Genomic DNA, 17,876 nt, shown 5'->3' on the forward strand with positions numbered 1-17,876 from the left:
TGAAAGAAGGGGCTTGACTCAGCCGCAGGCCCCCACATGGCCGCAAGCGGTGCAGAACTCGCAACCGTCCTTCTTGATCAAGGCGTGGTTGCCGCATTCCGGGCAGGCCTTGCCGGCCAAGGGCTTCAGCATGGACGGCGCTTCCAGGGCGAACAGGTCGCTCTGTTCCGGCACCATCACGCCCATTTCCTCCACCGGCACGCCTTCTTCGGTCAGCACGCCCAGCATGGCGTAGCGGTGGATGATCAGCCGCGCCAGATAGGCGACGGTGGACGGCCAGCTTTGCGATTTTTCCATGCCCGGGATGCGGGCGAAGAAGTCGCCCTGCGGCTCGGCGTAGTTCAAGAGCTTGCGCAGTTTGAGGCCTATCCAGGCCGGGTCGATCACCCGCATGTCGAGCGACAGCATCTTGCACAGGCCGTCCAGTTCGCGCGGATACGCGCCTGCCAGCCACACCGAATACGGCCGGCGCTTGCCATTGGGCAGCACCAGCTCTTTGACGAAAAGCACGAAGTCGTCGCCGGTTTGCGGGTTCACCACATCCACCGACCAGCTCATGGTGCCGTCGCTGCCGGATTTCGGCTCCTTGCGCGCGAACAGGGCGTCCATCACCGGCGTGGCTTCGCCGGCCTCCAGCGTCAGCGCCCCCAATTGCTCGACGCGGTGGCGAACCACCTGGCCCAGCGCGGCGGCGGCCGAGGTGGCGTGTATGGTCTTGTCGCCCAGCGCGAAGCGGTAGCGCTTGTCGCCGTTGGTGCGCGACAGCGCGTCCAGCTTGGCGGCCAGCCAGGCGCGGTCGCGGCAGCGCATGTCCATCGACAGCGTCTTGGCGATGGCGGACAGGCCGCGCTGTTCGTCGGTGGCGTTGACCCAGCATTCAAACGGCGTGGCGCGGCCGTTTTCCATATGGCCCACCACCACGGCGAAATCGCCGGCGTCGCCTTCCACCATGAAGGTCCACGACGGATTGCCTTCCTTCAGCTTGGGGCGGTTCGGCCATTTCAGGCTGGACAGGGCCGGCGTGGGCGCGGTGTTCAGCGTGACGCGGCGGTCCGGGTCGCTGGCGGCGCCGGACAGGTCCTGCGGCGCGGCGGCGGATTGCGCCGGCTCCACCGACAGCACCGAGCCCAGCACATTGTTGGGCCGGTAGGTGGTGATCCCCTTCAGGCCCGCGCGCCAGGCTTCCAGGTACAGGCTCTCGAAGTCCTCGAACGGATAGTCGGCCGGCACGTTGACGGTCTTGGAGATGGCGGTGTCGACGTACGGCGCCACGGCGGCCACCATGCGCATATGGTCCAGCGCGCTCATTTCCAGCGCGGAAACAAAGTAGTCAGGCAGCTTGGCGGTGTCGCCGCCCTGCATGCGCCACACGCGGTAGGCGTGGTCTTCCACCAGATATTCCTGCTGCGTGTTGTCCGCCATGCGCTTCTTGCGGGTGTAGAACCACGAGAACGGCGGCTCGATGCCGTTGGACGCATTGTCGGCGAAGGCCAGCGAGATGGTGCCGGTGGGCGCAATCGACAACAGGTGCGAGTTGCGGATGCCGTGCTTGCGGATGCGCGCCTGGATCTTCTCCGGCAGCCGGCTGGCGCAGTGCGGCGCGGCCAGGTATTTTTCGGCGTCGAACAGCGGGAAGGCGCCTTTCTCGATGGCCAGGTCCACTGACGCGTCGTAGGCGGCGTCGCGCATGGTTTCGGCGATGCGGGCGGCGAAGCGGCGGCCTTCCTCGCTGTCGTAGCGTATCTTCAGCATGATCAGCGCGTCGCCCAGGCCGGTGAAGCCGAGGCCGACGCGGCGCTTGTTCATCGCCTCGCGCTGCTGTTCCTGCAGCGGCCAGACTGTCAGATCCAGCACATTGTCCAGCATGCGGATGGCCATCCGCACCACTTTCTCGAACGACTTGAAGTCGAAGCTGGCTTGCTCGCCGAACGGCGCGCGCACGTGGCGGGTGAGGTTGATCGAGCCGAGGTCGCAGCAGCCATAGTCCGGCAGCGGCTGTTCGCCGCAGGGGTTGGTGGATTCGATGACCTCGCAGTAGGACAGATTGTTGTCCTGGTTGATGCGGGTCATGAACAGCACGCCCGGCTCGGCGTGGTCGTAAGTGGAGGCCATGATCTGCCGCCACAGCTCGCGGGCGCGCACGGCGCGGTACACCCACAGGCCGTCTTCGCGCTGGAAGCTGTCGGGGAAGGCGTCGGAGTTCGGCGGCACCGCGTGGGTCAGCTGCCAGTCGCCGTCGGCTTCCACCGCGCGCATGAAGTCGTCGGACACGCCGACCGAGATATTGAAGTTGCGCAGGTCGCCCTGGTCCTTGGCGTGGATGAAGTCTTCCACGTCCGGGTGGCTGATATCCAGCACGCCCATCTGCGCGCCGCGGCGCGCGCCGGCCGACTCCACCGTCTCGCAGCTGCGGTCGAACACGCGCATATACGACACCGGGCCGGAGGCGCGGCTGTTGGTGCCCTTCACGTGCGCGCCCTTGGGGCGGATGCGCGAGAAGTTGTAGCCCACGCCGCCGCCGCGGCGCATGGTTTCGGCCGCCTGCAGCAGCGCCTGGTAGATGCCTACCTTGCCGCGCTCGGTTTCGGAGACGGAGTCGCCCACCGGCTGCACGAAGCAGTTGATCAGCGTGGCGGACAGTTCGGTGCCGGCGGCGGAGTTGATGCGGCCGCCCGGGATGAAGCCCTTGTCCAGCGCCTCGAAAAACAGCGGCTCGAAACGGGCCGGATCTTTTTCCAGCGCGGCCAGCGCGCGGGCGACACGGTGGCGGACTTCGCTGACGCTCTGTTCGCCGTTCTTGGCATATTTCTCCAGCAACACCTCGCGCGAGATGTCCTGCTCCGCCATGGCGGCGATGTTTTCCTGCTGCATGGAACGCTCATCCTTCTGAAACGGTGTTCGACGACGACGGCATGGCTGCGTGGGCGTGAAAAAACGGCGTAGCACACTATATGTTGTTACGCCGTCCGGTGTTGAAACGCAAGCTATTGTGTTGTGTGCCGCTTGCGATTGTACCGCAGCCGCAACGCCGCGTCGCTATTTCGCGGTGATCTTGACCGCCAGTTCCACGCCGTCGCGGTTGGCCGAGGTCTTTTGCGGCGCGTCCAGCGTGATGCGATCCGCCAGCGTCGGCTGGTGGCGCAGCATGGCCTTGCGGGCGTTTTCCGCGCGCAATCCGGCCAGTTTGACCAGGTCGGCCTGGCTGACTTGCTGGGCCGCCAGCATTTCATCGCGCAGCTGCTTGGCCAGCGCCTCGCCGGACGGACCGCCCGGTTTCAGCACATGGCCCAGCAGCTTCATCCGGCCGATGAGGCGGCCGTACACGGTCTTGATGGCCGCTTGCGTCGGCGCATCTTTCAAGTCCAGCACCGGCAGCGGCTCGTCGTCCAGCGGCGGATGGCCGGCGGCGGCCAGCACCGCCGTGTCGACGCGGGCGCGCGCCAGCTGTGCGCTGTCCGCGTCCGGCGCGTAGCCGCCGGCGATGGCGATCTGCATCTTGGGACGTTTGGCCATCATGGCGGCAACCTTGTCCAGTTTTTCGCGCTCCGGCGGGCTGACATGGGCCTCGCCGGCGACGAAGCGGATGTCGTCGAAACCTTCTCCGCCCAGCAGGGCGCCCAAGGCGCGGAACGGCGCGGTGGCCACCTTGGTGACGATGTTGACGAAGGCTTTCCAGATCACCTGGCCGTAGCTGAACTGCGGATCGTCCAGGCTGCCGGCCACCGGCAGGTCCAGATCGATGCGGCCGTTGCTGTCTTCCAGCAGCGCCACGGCCAGCCGCAGCGGCAGATGCGGGCCTTTGTCGCCCTTCAGCTCCTCGCCCAGCTGGATGGAGTCGATCACGATGCGGTTCTCGCCCTTGAGCTGGCGGTGGTCCAGCAGGTAGCGCAATTCCAGCGACAGCTTGCCGTCCTTGACCTGCCAGCCGGCGAAATTCATCGAGTACGTATTGAGGTTGTTCAGCGCCAGGTTATGGAAGTCCAGGCGGATGTCGGTGCTGTCGGTCGGCGACAGCGGCGACAATGCGCCGCGCACCTTGACCTCGCCGTACTGATCCACCGCGCCGTCCAGCGTGATGCGGCCGCGGGCATCGGCGCGGGTGGACAGATTCTGGATGCTGCCGCGCAAGTGATGCATGCGGGTGGCGAAATCCGGGGTCATGCCGTGATCGGCGAACTCCACCGCCCCGTTCTGTACATGGACGCTGCGCACGTCGACCTGCGGCAGCGGCGCCGACGGAGCCGCTGCCGCCTTGCCGCCGTGCTTGCCGGCGAAGATCTGTTGCCAGTTCAGGCGGCGTTGCGGGTCCAGGATCAGCCGGGCGCGCGGCTGATCCAGCCGCACGTCGTTGATGCTGACTTTCAGCGGCATGCCCTGAGCTTGCAGCTGGCTCAGGCTCAGGCTGTTCCAGCCCAGCAAGGGCAGCGGCTCGCCCGGCTCCTGCAGCGTCATCTTGGCTAGTTTGAGCTGGCCGGACAGCTGCCATTTGGCGGCGGAGGCCGCGTCCAGTTTCAGGTCGGCGCTGGCCGCGCCGCCGCTCAGTCTCAGTGCGGTGCCGGTCAGGCCGTACGGCGCCAGCGGCGCCAGCGGCAGGGCATCCAACTTGATGCTGCCGCGCGCGGCCGTTTTTTCCGGGTCGATATCCAGCTTGGCGCGCAGCCCGCCGCTGCCGGCGCGGGCGGACAGGTCCAGCGACAGCTTGTCGTCATCGTTGACTTCCAACTCGCCGTTGAGCTTGTCCAGGCGATATTCCAGCGCTTTGGGCAGGCTCAGATCGCGCCAGCGCAGACTGCCGTTTTGCAGTTCGATATCGGGATAGGCCAGCGCCCACGCCGGGCCGCGCGCGGATTTTTCCGCCTTGGCCTGAGGGCGCTGCGCCAGCAGCTTCTGCAATTGCAGCTTGCCGTCGCGTTCGCGTTGCAGCGTCAGTTGCAGGCCGTTCAGCGCGAGGTCGCCCGGTTCGAGCTGGCGTTGTTTCAGGTCTATCCGAGTCGGCGACAGCTCGGCGCGGGGCAGGCTCAGCCAGGATACGCCGCCGCTGCTCAGTTGCAGGTCGGCCAGCTGCAGCCCGGCGTTGTCCAGCCGCAAGCCACGCTCCGGGTCCAGGGTCAGCTTGGTTTGCAGTCGCGGGATGCCGGTTTCCAGTTTCAGCGGCTGGATGAAGGTTTGGTCGGTCCAGGCCGCATGCCAGTTGTTGAGGCGTATGCTTTCCACCTTGACCAGCCAGGGCGAGACCTTGCTGGGCTTGGCCGGCGCCGCAGGCGGCAGCCGCAGCGCCTGCAGCCAGTTCAGCTGGCCCGCCGCGTTGCGGCCGGCGCTGAGCTGGCCGCCGTTCAGTTCGATGCGGTCAACGGTCAGCAGGGCGTGGGACAGATCCAGCGCGCCGCCTTCCACTTTCAGCTCAGGCAGCGCCAGCGCGCCGCCGCCCGGCCCTTTCAGCTTCAAGCCCTGCAGGCTGGCGTTCAATGACGATACCGTCAGCTCAGGCGTTTTGCCGCTCAGGTCGAGCTGGTAGCGCGCGTCCACAGTCAACGCGCCTTCCGGCTTGTCGACGGCGAAGTAGGGATGGACATAGTCCCAGGCGGTGGCCAAGGGCAGGCTGCCGATGTGCGCTTCTCCGCTGGATTGCAGCGGCTGCAGCTGCATGCTGCCGCGCCAGTCGAAGCGGCCGCCCCCTTCCAGTTCCGCATGCAGCGCGTAGCGGCCGTTTTCAGCCAGCGTGGACAGGTTGCTCAGGCTCAGATTGATCGGCATCAGCCGAAAGCGCTCAGCCTGGCCGACTTCGTGGTCGCTGATGCGGATCTGGCCGCCGCGCAGGTTGATCGCGTCGATTTTCAGCCTGGGCAGTTTCTCCGGGGTGGAACCGCTGTCCAGTCTGGCCGGTCCAGAGATATCCGCCGCCAGCTTTTCCCAGTTCCACTTGCCCTGGGCGTCGCGCTCCAGCCACAGCTGCGGCGTATCCAGCGTGAATTCGCTGGCTTGCCAGCGGCCCAGCAGCAGCGCATACAGGTCGGCATTCAAGTACAGGCGGCGCGCCATGAACAGGGGGCGGCCGTCGGCTTCGCGCAGGGCGACGCCGTTCAGCGTCAGTTCCATGCTCCAGGGCACGATGCGAACCTCGGCGATGGCCAGTTGCCGGCCATGCTTGCGCGCCCAATCGGACGCGGCCTGCTGCAGCATGCGCGGCGCGGCCAGTCCTAAGAAGGCCCAGAAGGCCAGCAGCAAGGCGATGGCTAGCGCCAGCCAGCGCAGCCAGCGACGCGGTTTGCGGGGGGCGGGGGAGGGAGCGGCGTGGTTGGCATGGGCATCGGTATTCATATCGTTTAATTCTAATGCACTTTCACGCCGCCGTCCTGTTGCGTTGTTTGTCCTATTGTTGACCATGATTGACCAAAAGAAACGTCTTGCACGTTGCAGGCAGACAAAAGGGCTGGCTAGGATGGAGAGGCGTTCAAAATCTTGAACGCGAAATTTGCCAAATATTTATCACGAAAGGGGGATCATTTTGCAGCAGCGCCACCGGCAAGGCCGGTCTTCCACCGTTTTTTCAAAGGCGGCCAAGCCGCCGCAACTGGCCGAGCGCGCCCTGTTCCTGCTTCAGGCAGGCAGGCGACACACGCTGGCCCATCCGGCCCAACTGCTCAGCAGTTCGGGCGCGCACACGTAACAGAGGCTTTATGGACAGTGCCCATACCATCAATCAATGGCTTGACCAACATAACATCACCGAGGTGGAGTGTCTGATCCCGGACATGACCGGCCTCGCCCGCGGTAAGATCGTGCCGCGCCACAAATACAACCCCGCCGAGGGGCTGCGTCTGCCGGAAGCGGTGCTGTCGATGACGGTGACCGGCGATTACCCGGACCGCGACTTCACCTCCGTGGCTGATCCCGACATGAAGCTGATCCCGGACGCCAGCACGCTGCGCCCGGTGCCGTGGAACCGCGAGCCGACGGCGCAAATCATCCACGACTGCTACAGCTTTGACGGCCAGGCGGTGGACCTGGCGCCGCGCAATGTGCTCAAGCGCATCCTGAAGCTGTACGAAGACAAGGGCTGGAAGGCGGTGATCGCCCCAGAGATGGAGTTCTACCTGGTGGAAATCCAGCCCGACGAAGACCTGCCGCTGCGCCCGCCCGTGGGCCGCACCCGCCGCACCGAGGCCGGCATGCAGAGCTTCTCCATCGACGCCGTCAACGAATACGACGACATCTTCGACGTGATGTACGACTGGTGCGAGGCGCAGGGCCTGGAACTGGACACGCTGATCCACGAGATGGGCACGGCGCAGATGGAAATCAACCTCGATCACGGCGACCCGCTGCAGCTTGCCGACCAGGTCTTCCTGTTCAAGCGCACCGTGCGCGAAGTGGCCATCCGCAACAATATGTACGCCACCTTCATGGCCAAACCCATGCAGGGCCAGCCCGGCAGCGCCATGCACATGCACCAGAGCGTGGTGGACATCGCCAGCGGTCGCAACATCTTCAGCCAGGACAATGGCGAACCGTCGCCGGCCTTCCTGCACTTCATCGGCGGGCTGCAAAAATACCTGCCGGCCGCCATGCCCTTCTTCGCGCCGTATGTGAACTCCTACCGCCGCCTCAGCCGCTACACCTCGGCGCCCATCAACCTGAGCTGGGGCTACGACAACCGCACCTGCGGCCTGCGCGTGCCGCACTCCGGGCCGGAAGCGCGGCGCGTGGAAAACCGCCTGGCCGGCGTGGACGTCAACCCGTATCTGGCGATGGCGGCCAGCCTGGCCTGCGGCTATCTGGGCATGCTGGAGAAGACAGACCCGTCCGACCCGCTGTCCGGCAGCGCCTACGAACAGCCGCACCAGCTGCCGCGCCACCTGGACGACGCCATCGACATGCTGCTGCGCTGCAAGCCGCTGGCGGAGCTGTTCGGCGAGCATTTCGTCGAAACCTACGCCGCGATCAAGGAAGCCGAGTACCGCGAGTACTTCGACGTGATCAGCCCATGGGAGCGGCGCTTCCTGTTGTTGCACGTCTAACCGTATTAGCCATGCGTACACGCCTTCCCGCCCTATGGGCTGGAGGGCGTTTTTGTGTCATGCGGCGGGGGGGGGGGCAGGTGTTTGGTGCTGCGGAGCAGGCGTGCTTACTATGAAACGGAATGAAGCGGCGAATCCAGTCCATATGTCTCTGCACGGTTCGCAAGTGATAATGCTTTACCCGAACGTGGGCACGAAACCTGATCTAGTAAATGTGGCTACCGTTGCGCCTAACAAGTGTGGGTTTCGTCCAGGTTAGGTCCTAGCAAGAAGCAAGCTGCTGATTGTCATGATGATCTTAAATGCGATAATCTTGAAAGCATAATTTTTACATATCAAACTCTTGGAGTTTTCACCCGACATCGGGGTGACCAATTAAGTGTTAGGCATTCAGTATGAGCAACCTTACCGACGAAGAATCTAGACAACGCTTTGAAGAGCTGTTCACAGAAATGTTCTCAGAGTCTGATCGGGGCTGCATCCTTATTGGTGCAAGTGTCCTAGATGAGACGTTAGGTCTGTATCTTCGCTCTCGACTGGAGCGCAACGATCACGTAGCCAAGCATGCGGCAGAGGCACTATTTTCAGGCATGGGGCCACTCTCTTCTTTTTCATCCAGAATTAAGCTTGCCTACTGCCTTGGTCTCATTGAAAAGTGGGAATTTGAAGACTTGGAGCGCATCAGAAAAATCAGAAACAAGGCCGCCCATGAGTACAGTGGGAAGTCATTCGCCGACAACGAAATTATTCAAATAACAATGCATTTGCAAGGGGCGGATCACGCAGTTAGTGCTGCAGAGTTTTATAGGGAAAAGGTAGAGCAAAGTGAAATGCCCAAACTCAAGGATGCCTCTGCTCCTCCCACAAAGGAACGACTACGTTTTCAGTTCACTGTTGTTTATTTAGCAGGCCGGTTTGACATGCATTGGACTCTGTTGCATAAATCAAACGACCAGTAGGCTTGGCTAGTTTTGCGAGGCAAAACTTTAGCTGTGGAGTGAGAGATTATATTGTATGGGTATATTGTCTTGGTAAATGTTGGGCTTCATTTTTTCAGCCCAACCTACCTCTCTGGTCCGGATTTCTAGTACATCGCCTCTGTGGACACTCTTGCCCGTCAGGTCATTCCAGACGGATTGCTTGAGTTCTGCTGATCGGGCTCTAATAATTTATTCAAGCCGTCGCCTTGTCGGCGCGGCTTGAGTTCCCGTTAGGTCTTTTGTGCATGCATAAGTTTTACACAGTGATATTGGCCATTTTTTTTAGCATGTTTCTTACTTCTTGCTACAACCAAGCACTGGAATATAAAGAATTGGCAAGGAACTACAAAATTGCTGTTGGTCATATAGCATCAATGAATTGCACTAATCATGGCGAGTTTTATTACACATTTAATGTGAGTGGAAAGAAATACTCAAATAAAGGGTTTAATGGCAGTGTGGATTGCAATGCACTAAAGGAGGGTGATGAGCTTAATATTTATTACAGTCCTGAAAATCCGTCTATTAACGTAAATATCGATCCCAGTGCGGCATATAGTAAAAATTCCGGGTTTTATATCCCGGAATGGTTATGGGTTTTGTTTCCAATCATCTTCGCAGTTTTGCAAATATTTATCTTGGCACGCAAGAGTGATGGAAATGACAAAAAATAGTCCTAACAATGCGTTGAACGCGCATTCTACGGCTGCTGCAAGGTCCCATGCCTTGCGCGAAACCCGTCTTAGCTTTTTCGTTAGTCTCATTCAGACTGGTCTTCACACATGGCAAGGTAGTTTGCGCACCGCTTGCATGGCCATCCCGCACCCATTCACGCCGGCTGCTGCTGGGTGACGCAGTGGATGCCGCCGCCGCCGGCGGCTATCGCGTCGATGTTCAGCTGCACGATTTCGCGGTTTGGGAATTGCTCGCGCAGGATGTCGCGGCAGTTGCCGTCGGCATCGTCGTCGCCAAACTGCGGCGCGATCACCGCGCCGTTGCAGACGTAAAAGTTGACGTAGCCGGCGGCGAAGGATTTGCTGTCGTAGTCGGGCCTGACCTTGTCCGGGCCGCGCAAGGTCACCACTTGCAGCCGGCGGCCCTTGGCGTCGGTGGCCCGCCGCAGAATGGCCAGATGGCGTTGCGTCACCGCGTGGTCGAATGAGGACGGGTCGCTGTCCACGCCGGCGATCACCACGCCGGGGCGGATGAAGCGGGCGTAGAAATCGGTGTGGCCGTCGGTGATGTCGCGGCCGGCGATGCCGGGCAGCCAGATCACCTTGTCCACGCCCAGCAGCCGTTTCAGCTCGGCCTCGCAGCCGGCTTTGTCTACATTGGGATTGCGGTTGGGATTGAGCACGCAGCTTTCGGTGAGGATGGCGGTGCCGTCGCCGTCCGCTTCCAGCGCGCCGCCTTCCAATATCAGCGAACTCTTCAGCAGCGGAACGCCGGCGCGCTCGCAGACGGCGGCGGCCACGGCGCGGTCCCAGCCGTATTCCTGCTTGCCGCCCCAGCCGTTGAAATTGAAGCCGGCGCCTGCCAGCTGGCCCTGGGCGTTGTGCACGAATACCGGTCCGGTGTCGCGCATCCAGATATCGTCCAAGGGCTGGGCGATCAACTGCACCCCATCCCCGCACAGCCGCCGCGCCAGCTCCATGCTGGCTGCCGGCGCCAGCATGCGTACCGGCTCAAACTGGGCGATGACGCGGGCGATTTGCGCCAGATTGCGTTGCGCGGGCGGAAGCAGGCGATCACCCCAGATCGCGGCCTGGGCGCCGAAGGCCATCCAGGTGGCGGCGTGCGGCTCGCCCTCGTCCGGCATGCGCCAGCCGGCGGCCTGCAGCCTGGCAGGCCGCATGGCCGCCGCGGGCGGCGGCGGATTGGAAGCCGGGTGGGAGCGGCTATCGGACAGACAGCCGCCCAGCAGCGCGCCGCCCGATAGCCAGGCGGTTTGTTTCAGAAAATGGCGTCGGTTCATTCTCGCCCCCGGCAAGCAGCTTTGCATAAGCAAACGTCAACAGACCCTAGGCTCATGCTTTAGAGATAGCTGCTGACGGACAGGCTTGGCGAATTTTCCGGTGGCGGCAATGCGGCTCAGGCGGAGAGCAGCGCCGCCAGGGTGGCCGCGCCTTCGCGCTGCTGCAATGGGTCGTAATAGCTGAAGTTGAGCCGCAGCGCATGCTGCCTGGGCTCGCTGTCGCGGAAGAACAGCGAACCGGGCGCGTAGTGCATGCCCATCTGCATCGCCTGCGGCAGCAGGCGGCGGCAGTCCATGCCCGGCGGCAGTTCCAGCCACAGGAAATAACCGCCTTGCGGCGTGACCAGGCGGCTGCCGCTTGGCAATTGGGTGGAAAGTTGCTGGCTCAGCGCGTGCCAGTTGGCTTGCAGCCGGCCGCGCAGCAGGCTGAGCATGTCCTCGTGCTGGCCGCCGGCCAGCAGCCGCGCCAGGGCCAGCTGGCTCGGCAGCGGCGTGGACAAGGAGCTGCACAGCTTCAGGCCGATGATGCTGTCGCGATAGCGTCCGGCGGCGATCCAGCCGACGCGGTAGCCCGGCGCCAGCGATTTGCTGAACGAGGCGCAGTGCAGCACGCTGCCGTGCCGGTCATAAGCTTTCAGCGGCAATGGGGCGTTTTCGCCGAAGTACAGCTCGCGGTAGGTGTCGTCCTCGATGATGGGGACGCGGTGGCGGTCCGCCAGCGTCAGCAGCGCCTGCTTGTCGGCGTCGCTCATCGTCAGGCCGGTGGGGTGCTGAAAATTGGCCATCGCCAGGATGGCGGCAGGGCGATGCTGGACGATCAGCTGATCCAGCCGCTCCAGGTCCAGCGCCTGGCCTGGCGGCGTGGCCAAGGTGTGGACGGCAATGCCCAGTTGCTCCAGCAGGTCGAACAGCGCCGGAAAGGCCGGCGTCAGCACCAGCATTGCCGCGTTGCCGGCCAGCCGGGCTACCGCGCGTATCGCCAGGCTCAGCGCCTCCATCGCGCCGCAGGTGACCAGCAGCTCCTCGCCGTCCAGCTCCACGCCTTGCGCCAGATAGCGCAGCGCCAGCTCGCGGCGCAGCCCTTCGTAGCCGGTGCTGGTCTGGCCGGCCAGCGCGTAGCGGTAGTCGCCCAACGCCCGCGCCAGGGCGCGGTTAAGCGGCGTGGTGTTGATCAGCGCCGGATTGATGTAGGGACAGCCCCAGGGCATGGGCAGCGCGGCGGTCAGATGCTCGATGCGGACGTCGCTGCCGTCGCCGTCCATTGTCAGCGTGCTGGGCGCGGCGCGCGCCAGCACGCGGAAGCCGGAGCGGGGCAGGGACGCAATCAGCCCCAGCCGTTCCAGTTCGGCATAGGCGCGCTGGGCGGTGGTGATGCTGATCTTGTGATCCTGGCACACCTTGCGCAGCGAGGGCATGCGGTCTCCGGCGCGCAGGTGGCCCTGTTCGATGGCGTGACGGAAGCGTTGGCTCAGTTGGCCGGTTTTGTTCATGCACTTTTCCTGCCGGTTTATTCGCCGATGAAGCTGGATTTTTCCTTGACGGTGACGTCATCGTTCAGCGAGCGTATCACGAAGTGGATAGGGTGGGCGCCGCGGCGGGCGTGCTCGGGATCGGCTTGCACGCGCACCACCACGGTTTCGGTGTGCGCCGGCTTGACGTCGAAGACCTGATCGGGGCGCTCCATGCGGATGCTGGGCAGTCCCTCCACCGTCACGCTATAGCGCTGCGCCTGTTCGGTGGTGTTGATCAGCCTGAGGTTGTAGCGGTTCTGCAGCATGCCGTCGTCGCTCTGCTCCACCAGGCTGGCGCGGTCGCGCAGCACGTCCACCTTGAACGGCTTCTTCAGCGCCAGCGCGGTGGTGGAGGCCACGATGATGCCGGCGAGCAGACAGGAATACACCGCGATGCGCGGCCGGTGCAGCGACTTGGCCGGCGCGGGTTTGCCCTGCAGCGCCTGGGCGCTGGTGTAGCGGATCAGCCCGCGCGGCGATTTGAGCTTGTCCATCACCTGGTCGCAGGCGTCGATGCAGGCGGCGCAGCCTATGCACTCATATTGCAGGCCGTTGCGGATGTCGATGCCGGTGGGGCAGACCTGCACGCAGATGCCGCAGTCCACGCAGCCCTTGACGGCGTTTTCGCTCTTGGCCTGCTGTTTGCCGCGCGGTTCGCCGCGCCGCTCGTCGTAGGAGATGATCAGGGTGTGGTCGTCGAACATCGCGCCCTGGAAGCGCGCGTATGGGCACATGTGCAGGCAGACCTTCTCGCGCAGCACCCCGGCCAGCAGCCAGGTGAAGCCGGCGTAGAACAGCGTCCAGAACAGGTCCCACGGTCCCACCTGCAGCGTGGCCAGTTCGCGTATCGGCGTGAAGTAGCCGACGAAGGTCAGGCCGGTCCACAGCGAAAACGCCCCCATCAGCAGCTGGGTGCCGCCTTTCTTGATGAATTTGCCGGCGCTCATCGGCGCGGCGTCCAGCTTGCGGCGGGCCAGGTGGTCGCCCTGCACCAGCCGTTCTATCCATATCATGATCTGGGTGTATACAGTTTGAGGGCAGCTGTAACCGCACCAGAGCCGGCCGGCCAGCGTGGTCCACAGGAACAGGCCCAGCGCCGATACCACCAATAGCGCCGCCAGATAGATGAAATCCTGCGGCCATAGGCTGATGCCGAAGATCAGGAAGTGATGCTCCGCCAGGTTGAAGTGCACGGCCTGGCGGCCGTTCCATTGCAGCCAGGGCACGCCGAAGAATATCAGCTGCGTGAGCAGCACCATGCCGACGCGCAGGTTGTTGAAGCGGCCGCTGGTGAGACGGGGATGGATTTTGATTGGAACCGGCTGTATTTCGGGCTTGGACATGGCTGCCACCGCGCTATGAAAATGGGCTATTTGTACTGCCCGCCATCAGTACAAACAATGAACAGAATGCGGTGAAAATATGTATACAGATGCATCTGTATGCTTACAGCAAGGCTTTGCGTTCTAGATCGGATAGAAAAAGGGCGAACTAGGTTTGATCCGCGTCAAATTTGAGCGGGCTGCGCTTTGCGGGAGCGTGGCGTCCTGGCCATCTGCTGTGGGCGCATTTTCAAGCGGCGAGATCGACATTCAAAACTGTGCGCATGGTTTAAGCCCGTCACGGTCTGCGGCGTGTATCTGCTGTACCTGGCGCTGCTTGTTTCGACAGCGGCGGCGCGCGAAGGCTATCTGAAGGTGAGACGTAGCTTCCAGGCTGTTCTTGCGCTGGCTTTTGGCTGGGCTGGCGTGAAGATGCTGCTTGCCTCGTGGTGGACGGTATAAGCAATGGCCTGCGCGGGCAGGCCAGTGTCTTTTAGCGAGTCAATTGCGGGAACAGCCGGTACAGGCCATCGACGATGATTTCCACCGATACCGCGGCCAGCAGCATGCCCATCACGCGATTGACGATATTGATGCCGGTCTGGCCCAGCAGGCGGGTCAGCGGGGTGGCCAGCGTCAGCGCGCCAAAGCAGGTCAGCGCCACCAGCAGGCTGCTGATCAGCAGATAGACCACCTGCACCCAGGAGGCGGCGGTGGTGGCGTAGATGATGACGGTGGAGATGGTGCCGGGGCCGGTCATCAGCGGGATGGCCATCGGCACCACGGCGATATTGGTCTTGTGGCCGGCTTCCTCGCGCTCCTGTTTGGTGGTTTTGGTCGGGCCGGGCTTGGCGTTCATCAGCGCGATCGCGATCAGCATCAGCAGAATGCCGCCGCCGACCTGGAACGAGCCTATGCTGATGCCCAGAAAGCGCAGCAGCGTCTGGCCGACGATGGCGAACAGGCACATCACCACGGCTACCGCGATGGCGGTGGTCTTGGCGACTTTCTGCCTTTCTTCCTGGCTGGCGTTGGGCGTCAGGCTGATGAAGATGGGGATGGCGCCGAGCGGATTCACCAGAACCAGCAGGGCGACGAAGATTTTTGCGATTTCGATTTCCATGATCGGCCAATATTAGCGTGAACTGAAGTATCTTGCATTCACCGCGGGGACGTGAATCTGCACGCTTGCGCCACCGCCTGAAGGAAGGCTTTCAGCATAGCCTGCAGGAACGGGTGAGCGCATATCAAAAGAAAACGCCGCCTATCAGGCGGCGTATGAGCATGACGGCCAACGGTCAATCCCGCAGCAGGCCTTCCAGCGTGCGGCGGTAGATATCGGCCAGCGGTTCGATATCGGCCACCGCCACGCACTCGTTGAGCTTGTGGATGGTGGCGTTGATCGGGCCGAACTCCACCAGCTCGCGCGCGATGCGCTTGATGAAGCGGCCGTCCGAGGTGCCGCCGGTGGTGGACAGCACGGCCTTGGCATCGGCCACGTCGGCGATGGCCTGGCTCAGCGCCTGAGTCAAGGCGCCTGGCGGCGTGATGAAGGGCTGACCGGACAGCTGCCAGTGCAGTTCATAAGCCAAGCCGTGCCGGTCCAGGATCTGATACACGCGCTCCTTCAGGTTTTCCGCCGTGCTTTCCGGCGAGAAGCGGAAGTTGAACAGCAGCTCGCAGTGGCCGGGGATGACGTTGGTGGCGCCGGTGCCGGCCTGGATGTTCGACACCTGCCAGCTGGTGGGCGGGAAGAAGGCGTTGCCGTCGTCCCAGCGCGTGGCGGCCAGCTCGGCCAGCGCCGGGGCCAGCAGATGGATGGGGTTCTTCGCCAGTTGCGGATAGGCGATGTGGCCCTGGATGCCGTGCACGATCAGCCGGCCGGACAGCGAGCCGCGGCGGCCGTTCTTGATGGTGTCGCCCAGGCGCTGTTCGGAGGTGGGTTCGCCGACGATGCAGTAGTCTATGCTTTCGCCGCGCGCTTCCAGCGCATCCACCACTTTCACCGTGCCATCGGTGGCCACGCCTTCCTCGTCCGAGGTGATCAACAGCGATAACGAGCCCTTGTGGTCCGGATGCTCGGCGACGAAGCGTTCGCAGGCGGTGACGAAGGCGGCCAGCGAGGCCTTCATGTCCGCGGCGCCGCGGCCGTAGAGCAGGCCGTTGCGCACGGTCGGCTCGAACGGCGGGCTGTCCCACTTGTCCAGCGGGCCGGTGGGCACCACGTCGGTATGGCCGGCGAAGCAGAACAGCGGGCCGGCGTCGCCCCTGCGCGCCCAGAAGTTGTCCACGTCGCCGTGGCGCATCTTCTCCACCTTGAAGCCTATGGCTTGCAGCCGGTCTATCATCAGCGCCTGGCAGCCTTCGTCGCGCGGGGTGACGGAATCGCGGCGGATCAGCTCGCGAGTCAAATCCAGCGTCGCGCTCATTTGCCGAAGCGCTCCGCCCAGTCGGCCTCGGAGAAGCCGACGCCGACTTTGCCGTCCCATTCCAGCACCGGGCGTTTGATCACGGACGGCTTGTCCAGCATCAGCGCGATGGCGCCGGCGGTTTCGTCCGCGGCCGCCTTGCTGTCGTCCGGCAGCGCGCGCCAGGTGGTGCCCTGGCGGTTCACCAGCTTGGCCAGCGGCACCTGGGTGGTCCAGGCCTGCAGGCGCGCGGCGTCTATGCCCTGTTTCTTGAAGTCGTGGAAGACATAGTCGATGCCGTTGTCGGCCAGCCATTGGCGGGCCTTCTTCACGGTATTGCAGTTGGGAATGCCGTAGAGGGTAATCATCGGGTGGGTTTACAAGTCCAGTTTGATGCTGTCGAAGCTGGCCGCGCTGGCGGGGCCAGATTTGTCTTTGCCGCTTTCTTTGGATTGATTGACCAGCCAGTACAGATTGGTTGGCGAGTCGGCGTTTTTCAGCGCCTCTTCCAGCGTGATGCGGCCGTCCCGGTACAGTTGGTACAGCGCCTGCTCGAAGGTTTGCGCGCCATCGCTCATGCTGCTTTCGATGGCTTCCTTGATTTTGTCCATCTCGCCGCTGCGAATCAACTCTGCTATGTGTGGGGTATTGATCAGAAGTTCGATGGCCGGCGCGCGGCTGCCGTCGGCCGTGGCCACCAGCCGTTGCGACACCACCGCGCGCAGCGAGGCGGACAGGTCCAGCAGCAGAGAGTGGCGGCTTTCCGGCGGGAAGAAATTGATCACCCGGTTCAGCATGTGATAGCTGTTGTTGCCGTGCAGCGTGGAGATGCACAGGTGGCCGGACTGGGCGTAGTTGATGGCGTGGATCAGCGTTTCCGCGTCGCGGATCTCGCCTATCATCAGCACGTCCGGCGCTTCGCGCATGGCGTTTTTCAGCGCGCGCTCGTAAGACAGGGTGTCGAAGCCCACTTCGCGCTGGTTGACGATGGACTGGTCGTGGCGGTGCAGAAACTCGATCGGGTCCTCGATGGTGAGGATGTGGCCCTTCATGTTCTGGTTGCGCATCTGCAGCATCGCCGCCACGGTCGAGCTCTTGCCGGAGCCGGTGGCGCCCACCACCAGGATCAGGCCGCGCTTCTGCTGGATCAGCTCGCCCAGCTTGGCCGGCAATTGCAGGCTTTCCAGCGACGGGATATTGGGCATGATGTAGCGCACCACCATGCTGACCGAGCCGCGCTGCCAGAAAATATTGATGCGGAAGCTGCCCAGGCCGGTGATGGGGTGGCCCAGGTTCATTTCGCGCTCGCGCTCGAACTCGGCGATGTCGTGTTCGCTCATCAGGCTGTAGGCCAGCTGTTTGACCATTTCAGCCGTCAGCGGCTTGTCGTTGACCGACTGCAATTCGCCGGCCACTTTCAGCATCGGCGGCGCCGCGCTGGTCATGAACAGATCGCTGGCCTTTTTTTCGGCCATCAGCTTGAAAAACGGCAACATCAGCATGAATCGCTTCCTGTACGGCGTGTTTGGGTAGGCCACTATAGTGTAGTTGCCGCGGCGGGTCTTGTGTTTGTCCGAGGCAAAACAAAAGGCTATGTCCCAATTGTAAGTTGGTAGCCTCGCCCCACCGCTTCCTGCAAACAATGCACAGGTTGTATCTGCT

The 17,876-nt window shown here is 63.0% G+C and carries 14 protein-coding genes; 4 read left to right on the forward strand and 10 right to left on the reverse strand.

The window, feature by feature from the left end; translation table 11 throughout:
* Positions 1–18: 18 nt before the first annotated feature.
* On the reverse strand, positions 19–2,871 hold the full coding sequence (locus QUG01_RS12760; protein ID WP_500830480.1) for an adenosylcobalamin-dependent ribonucleoside-diphosphate reductase: 2,853 nt from the start codon (positions 2,869–2,871) through the stop codon (positions 19–21).
* Between the two features lie 165 nt (positions 2,872–3,036).
* Positions 3,037–6,318, reverse strand: a complete 3,282-nt coding sequence (locus QUG01_RS12765; protein WP_500830481.1) for a DUF748 domain-containing protein — start codon at positions 6,316–6,318, stop codon at positions 3,037–3,039.
* A gap of 359 nt (positions 6,319–6,677) precedes the next feature.
* Between QUG01_RS12765 and QUG01_RS12770 the strand changes: the two genes are divergently transcribed.
* Positions 6,678–8,018, forward strand: a complete 1,341-nt coding sequence (locus QUG01_RS12770; RefSeq protein ID WP_500830482.1) for a glutamine synthetase family protein — start codon at positions 6,678–6,680, stop codon at positions 8,016–8,018.
* On the opposite strand, the gene QUG01_RS12775 is transcribed toward QUG01_RS12770, so the two are convergent.
* Positions 7,978–8,223: a phage integrase N-terminal SAM-like domain-containing protein gene (locus tag QUG01_RS12775; RefSeq protein ID WP_500830493.1), complete on the reverse strand. Its 246-nt coding sequence runs from the start codon at positions 8,221–8,223 to the stop codon at positions 7,978–7,980. The two genes, QUG01_RS12770 and QUG01_RS12775, sit on opposite strands and share 41 nt — an antisense overlap.
* Positions 8,224–8,413: 190 nt before the next feature.
* On the opposite strand from QUG01_RS12775, the gene QUG01_RS12780 reads away from it, so the two are divergent.
* Both QUG01_RS12780 and QUG01_RS12785 read left to right on the forward strand, forming a co-directional pair.
* A complete protein-coding gene (locus tag QUG01_RS12780) occupies positions 8,414–8,977 on the forward strand; it encodes an MltR family transcriptional regulator (RefSeq protein WP_500830483.1) in 564 nt (187 codons plus the stop codon).
* A gap of 266 nt (positions 8,978–9,243) precedes the next feature.
* Positions 9,244–9,672, forward strand: coding sequence for a hypothetical protein (locus tag QUG01_RS12785; protein WP_500830484.1), 429 nt, complete (start codon positions 9,244–9,246; stop codon positions 9,670–9,672).
* Between the two features lie 155 nt (positions 9,673–9,827).
* On the opposite strand, the gene QUG01_RS12790 is transcribed toward QUG01_RS12785, so the two are convergent.
* From QUG01_RS12790 to ccoG, 3 genes are all read right to left on the reverse strand, one after another.
* Entirely contained in the window at positions 9,828–10,973 is a 1,146-nt protein-coding gene (locus tag QUG01_RS12790) for an agmatine deiminase family protein (RefSeq protein WP_500830485.1), read from the reverse strand.
* Between the two features lie 116 nt (positions 10,974–11,089).
* A complete protein-coding gene (locus QUG01_RS12795) occupies positions 11,090–12,463 on the reverse strand; it encodes an aminotransferase-like domain-containing protein (protein ID WP_500830486.1) in 1,374 nt (457 codons plus the stop codon).
* A 17-nt stretch (positions 12,464–12,480) separates the two neighbouring features.
* Complete coding sequence (gene ccoG / locus QUG01_RS12800; protein WP_500830487.1) at positions 12,481–13,827, reverse strand: cytochrome c oxidase accessory protein CcoG; 1,347 nt, start codon at positions 13,825–13,827, stop codon at positions 12,481–12,483.
* 291 nt (positions 13,828–14,118) lie between these two features.
* Here ccoG and QUG01_RS12805 point away from each other — a divergent pair, with 291 nt between their 5' ends.
* On the forward strand, positions 14,119–14,268 hold the full coding sequence (locus tag QUG01_RS12805; RefSeq protein ID WP_500830488.1) for a hypothetical protein: 150 nt from the start codon (positions 14,119–14,121) through the stop codon (positions 14,266–14,268).
* 31 nt (positions 14,269–14,299) lie between these two features.
* On the opposite strand, the gene QUG01_RS12810 is transcribed toward QUG01_RS12805, so the two are convergent.
* From QUG01_RS12810 to QUG01_RS12825, 4 genes are all read right to left on the reverse strand, one after another.
* Positions 14,300–14,929 (reverse strand): MarC family protein, encoded by a 630-nt coding sequence (locus tag QUG01_RS12810; RefSeq protein ID WP_500830489.1) that lies wholly within the window; start codon positions 14,927–14,929, stop codon positions 14,300–14,302.
* A 175-nt stretch (positions 14,930–15,104) separates the two neighbouring features.
* Entirely contained in the window at positions 15,105–16,235 is a 1,131-nt protein-coding gene (gene dapE, locus QUG01_RS12815; protein ID WP_500830490.1) for a succinyl-diaminopimelate desuccinylase, read from the reverse strand.
* Positions 16,232–16,582, reverse strand: coding sequence for an arsenate reductase (locus QUG01_RS12820; protein WP_500830491.1), 351 nt, complete (start codon positions 16,580–16,582; stop codon positions 16,232–16,234). The genes dapE and QUG01_RS12820 overlap by 4 nt, the downstream gene beginning before the upstream one ends.
* A gap of 9 nt (positions 16,583–16,591) precedes the next feature.
* Positions 16,592–17,716 (reverse strand): PilT/PilU family type 4a pilus ATPase, encoded by a 1,125-nt coding sequence (locus QUG01_RS12825; protein WP_500830492.1) that lies wholly within the window; start codon positions 17,714–17,716, stop codon positions 16,592–16,594.
* Positions 17,717–17,876 lie beyond the last annotated feature (160 nt).

This window comes from Chromobacterium sp. CCUG 76385 (genome assembly GCF_059916625.1).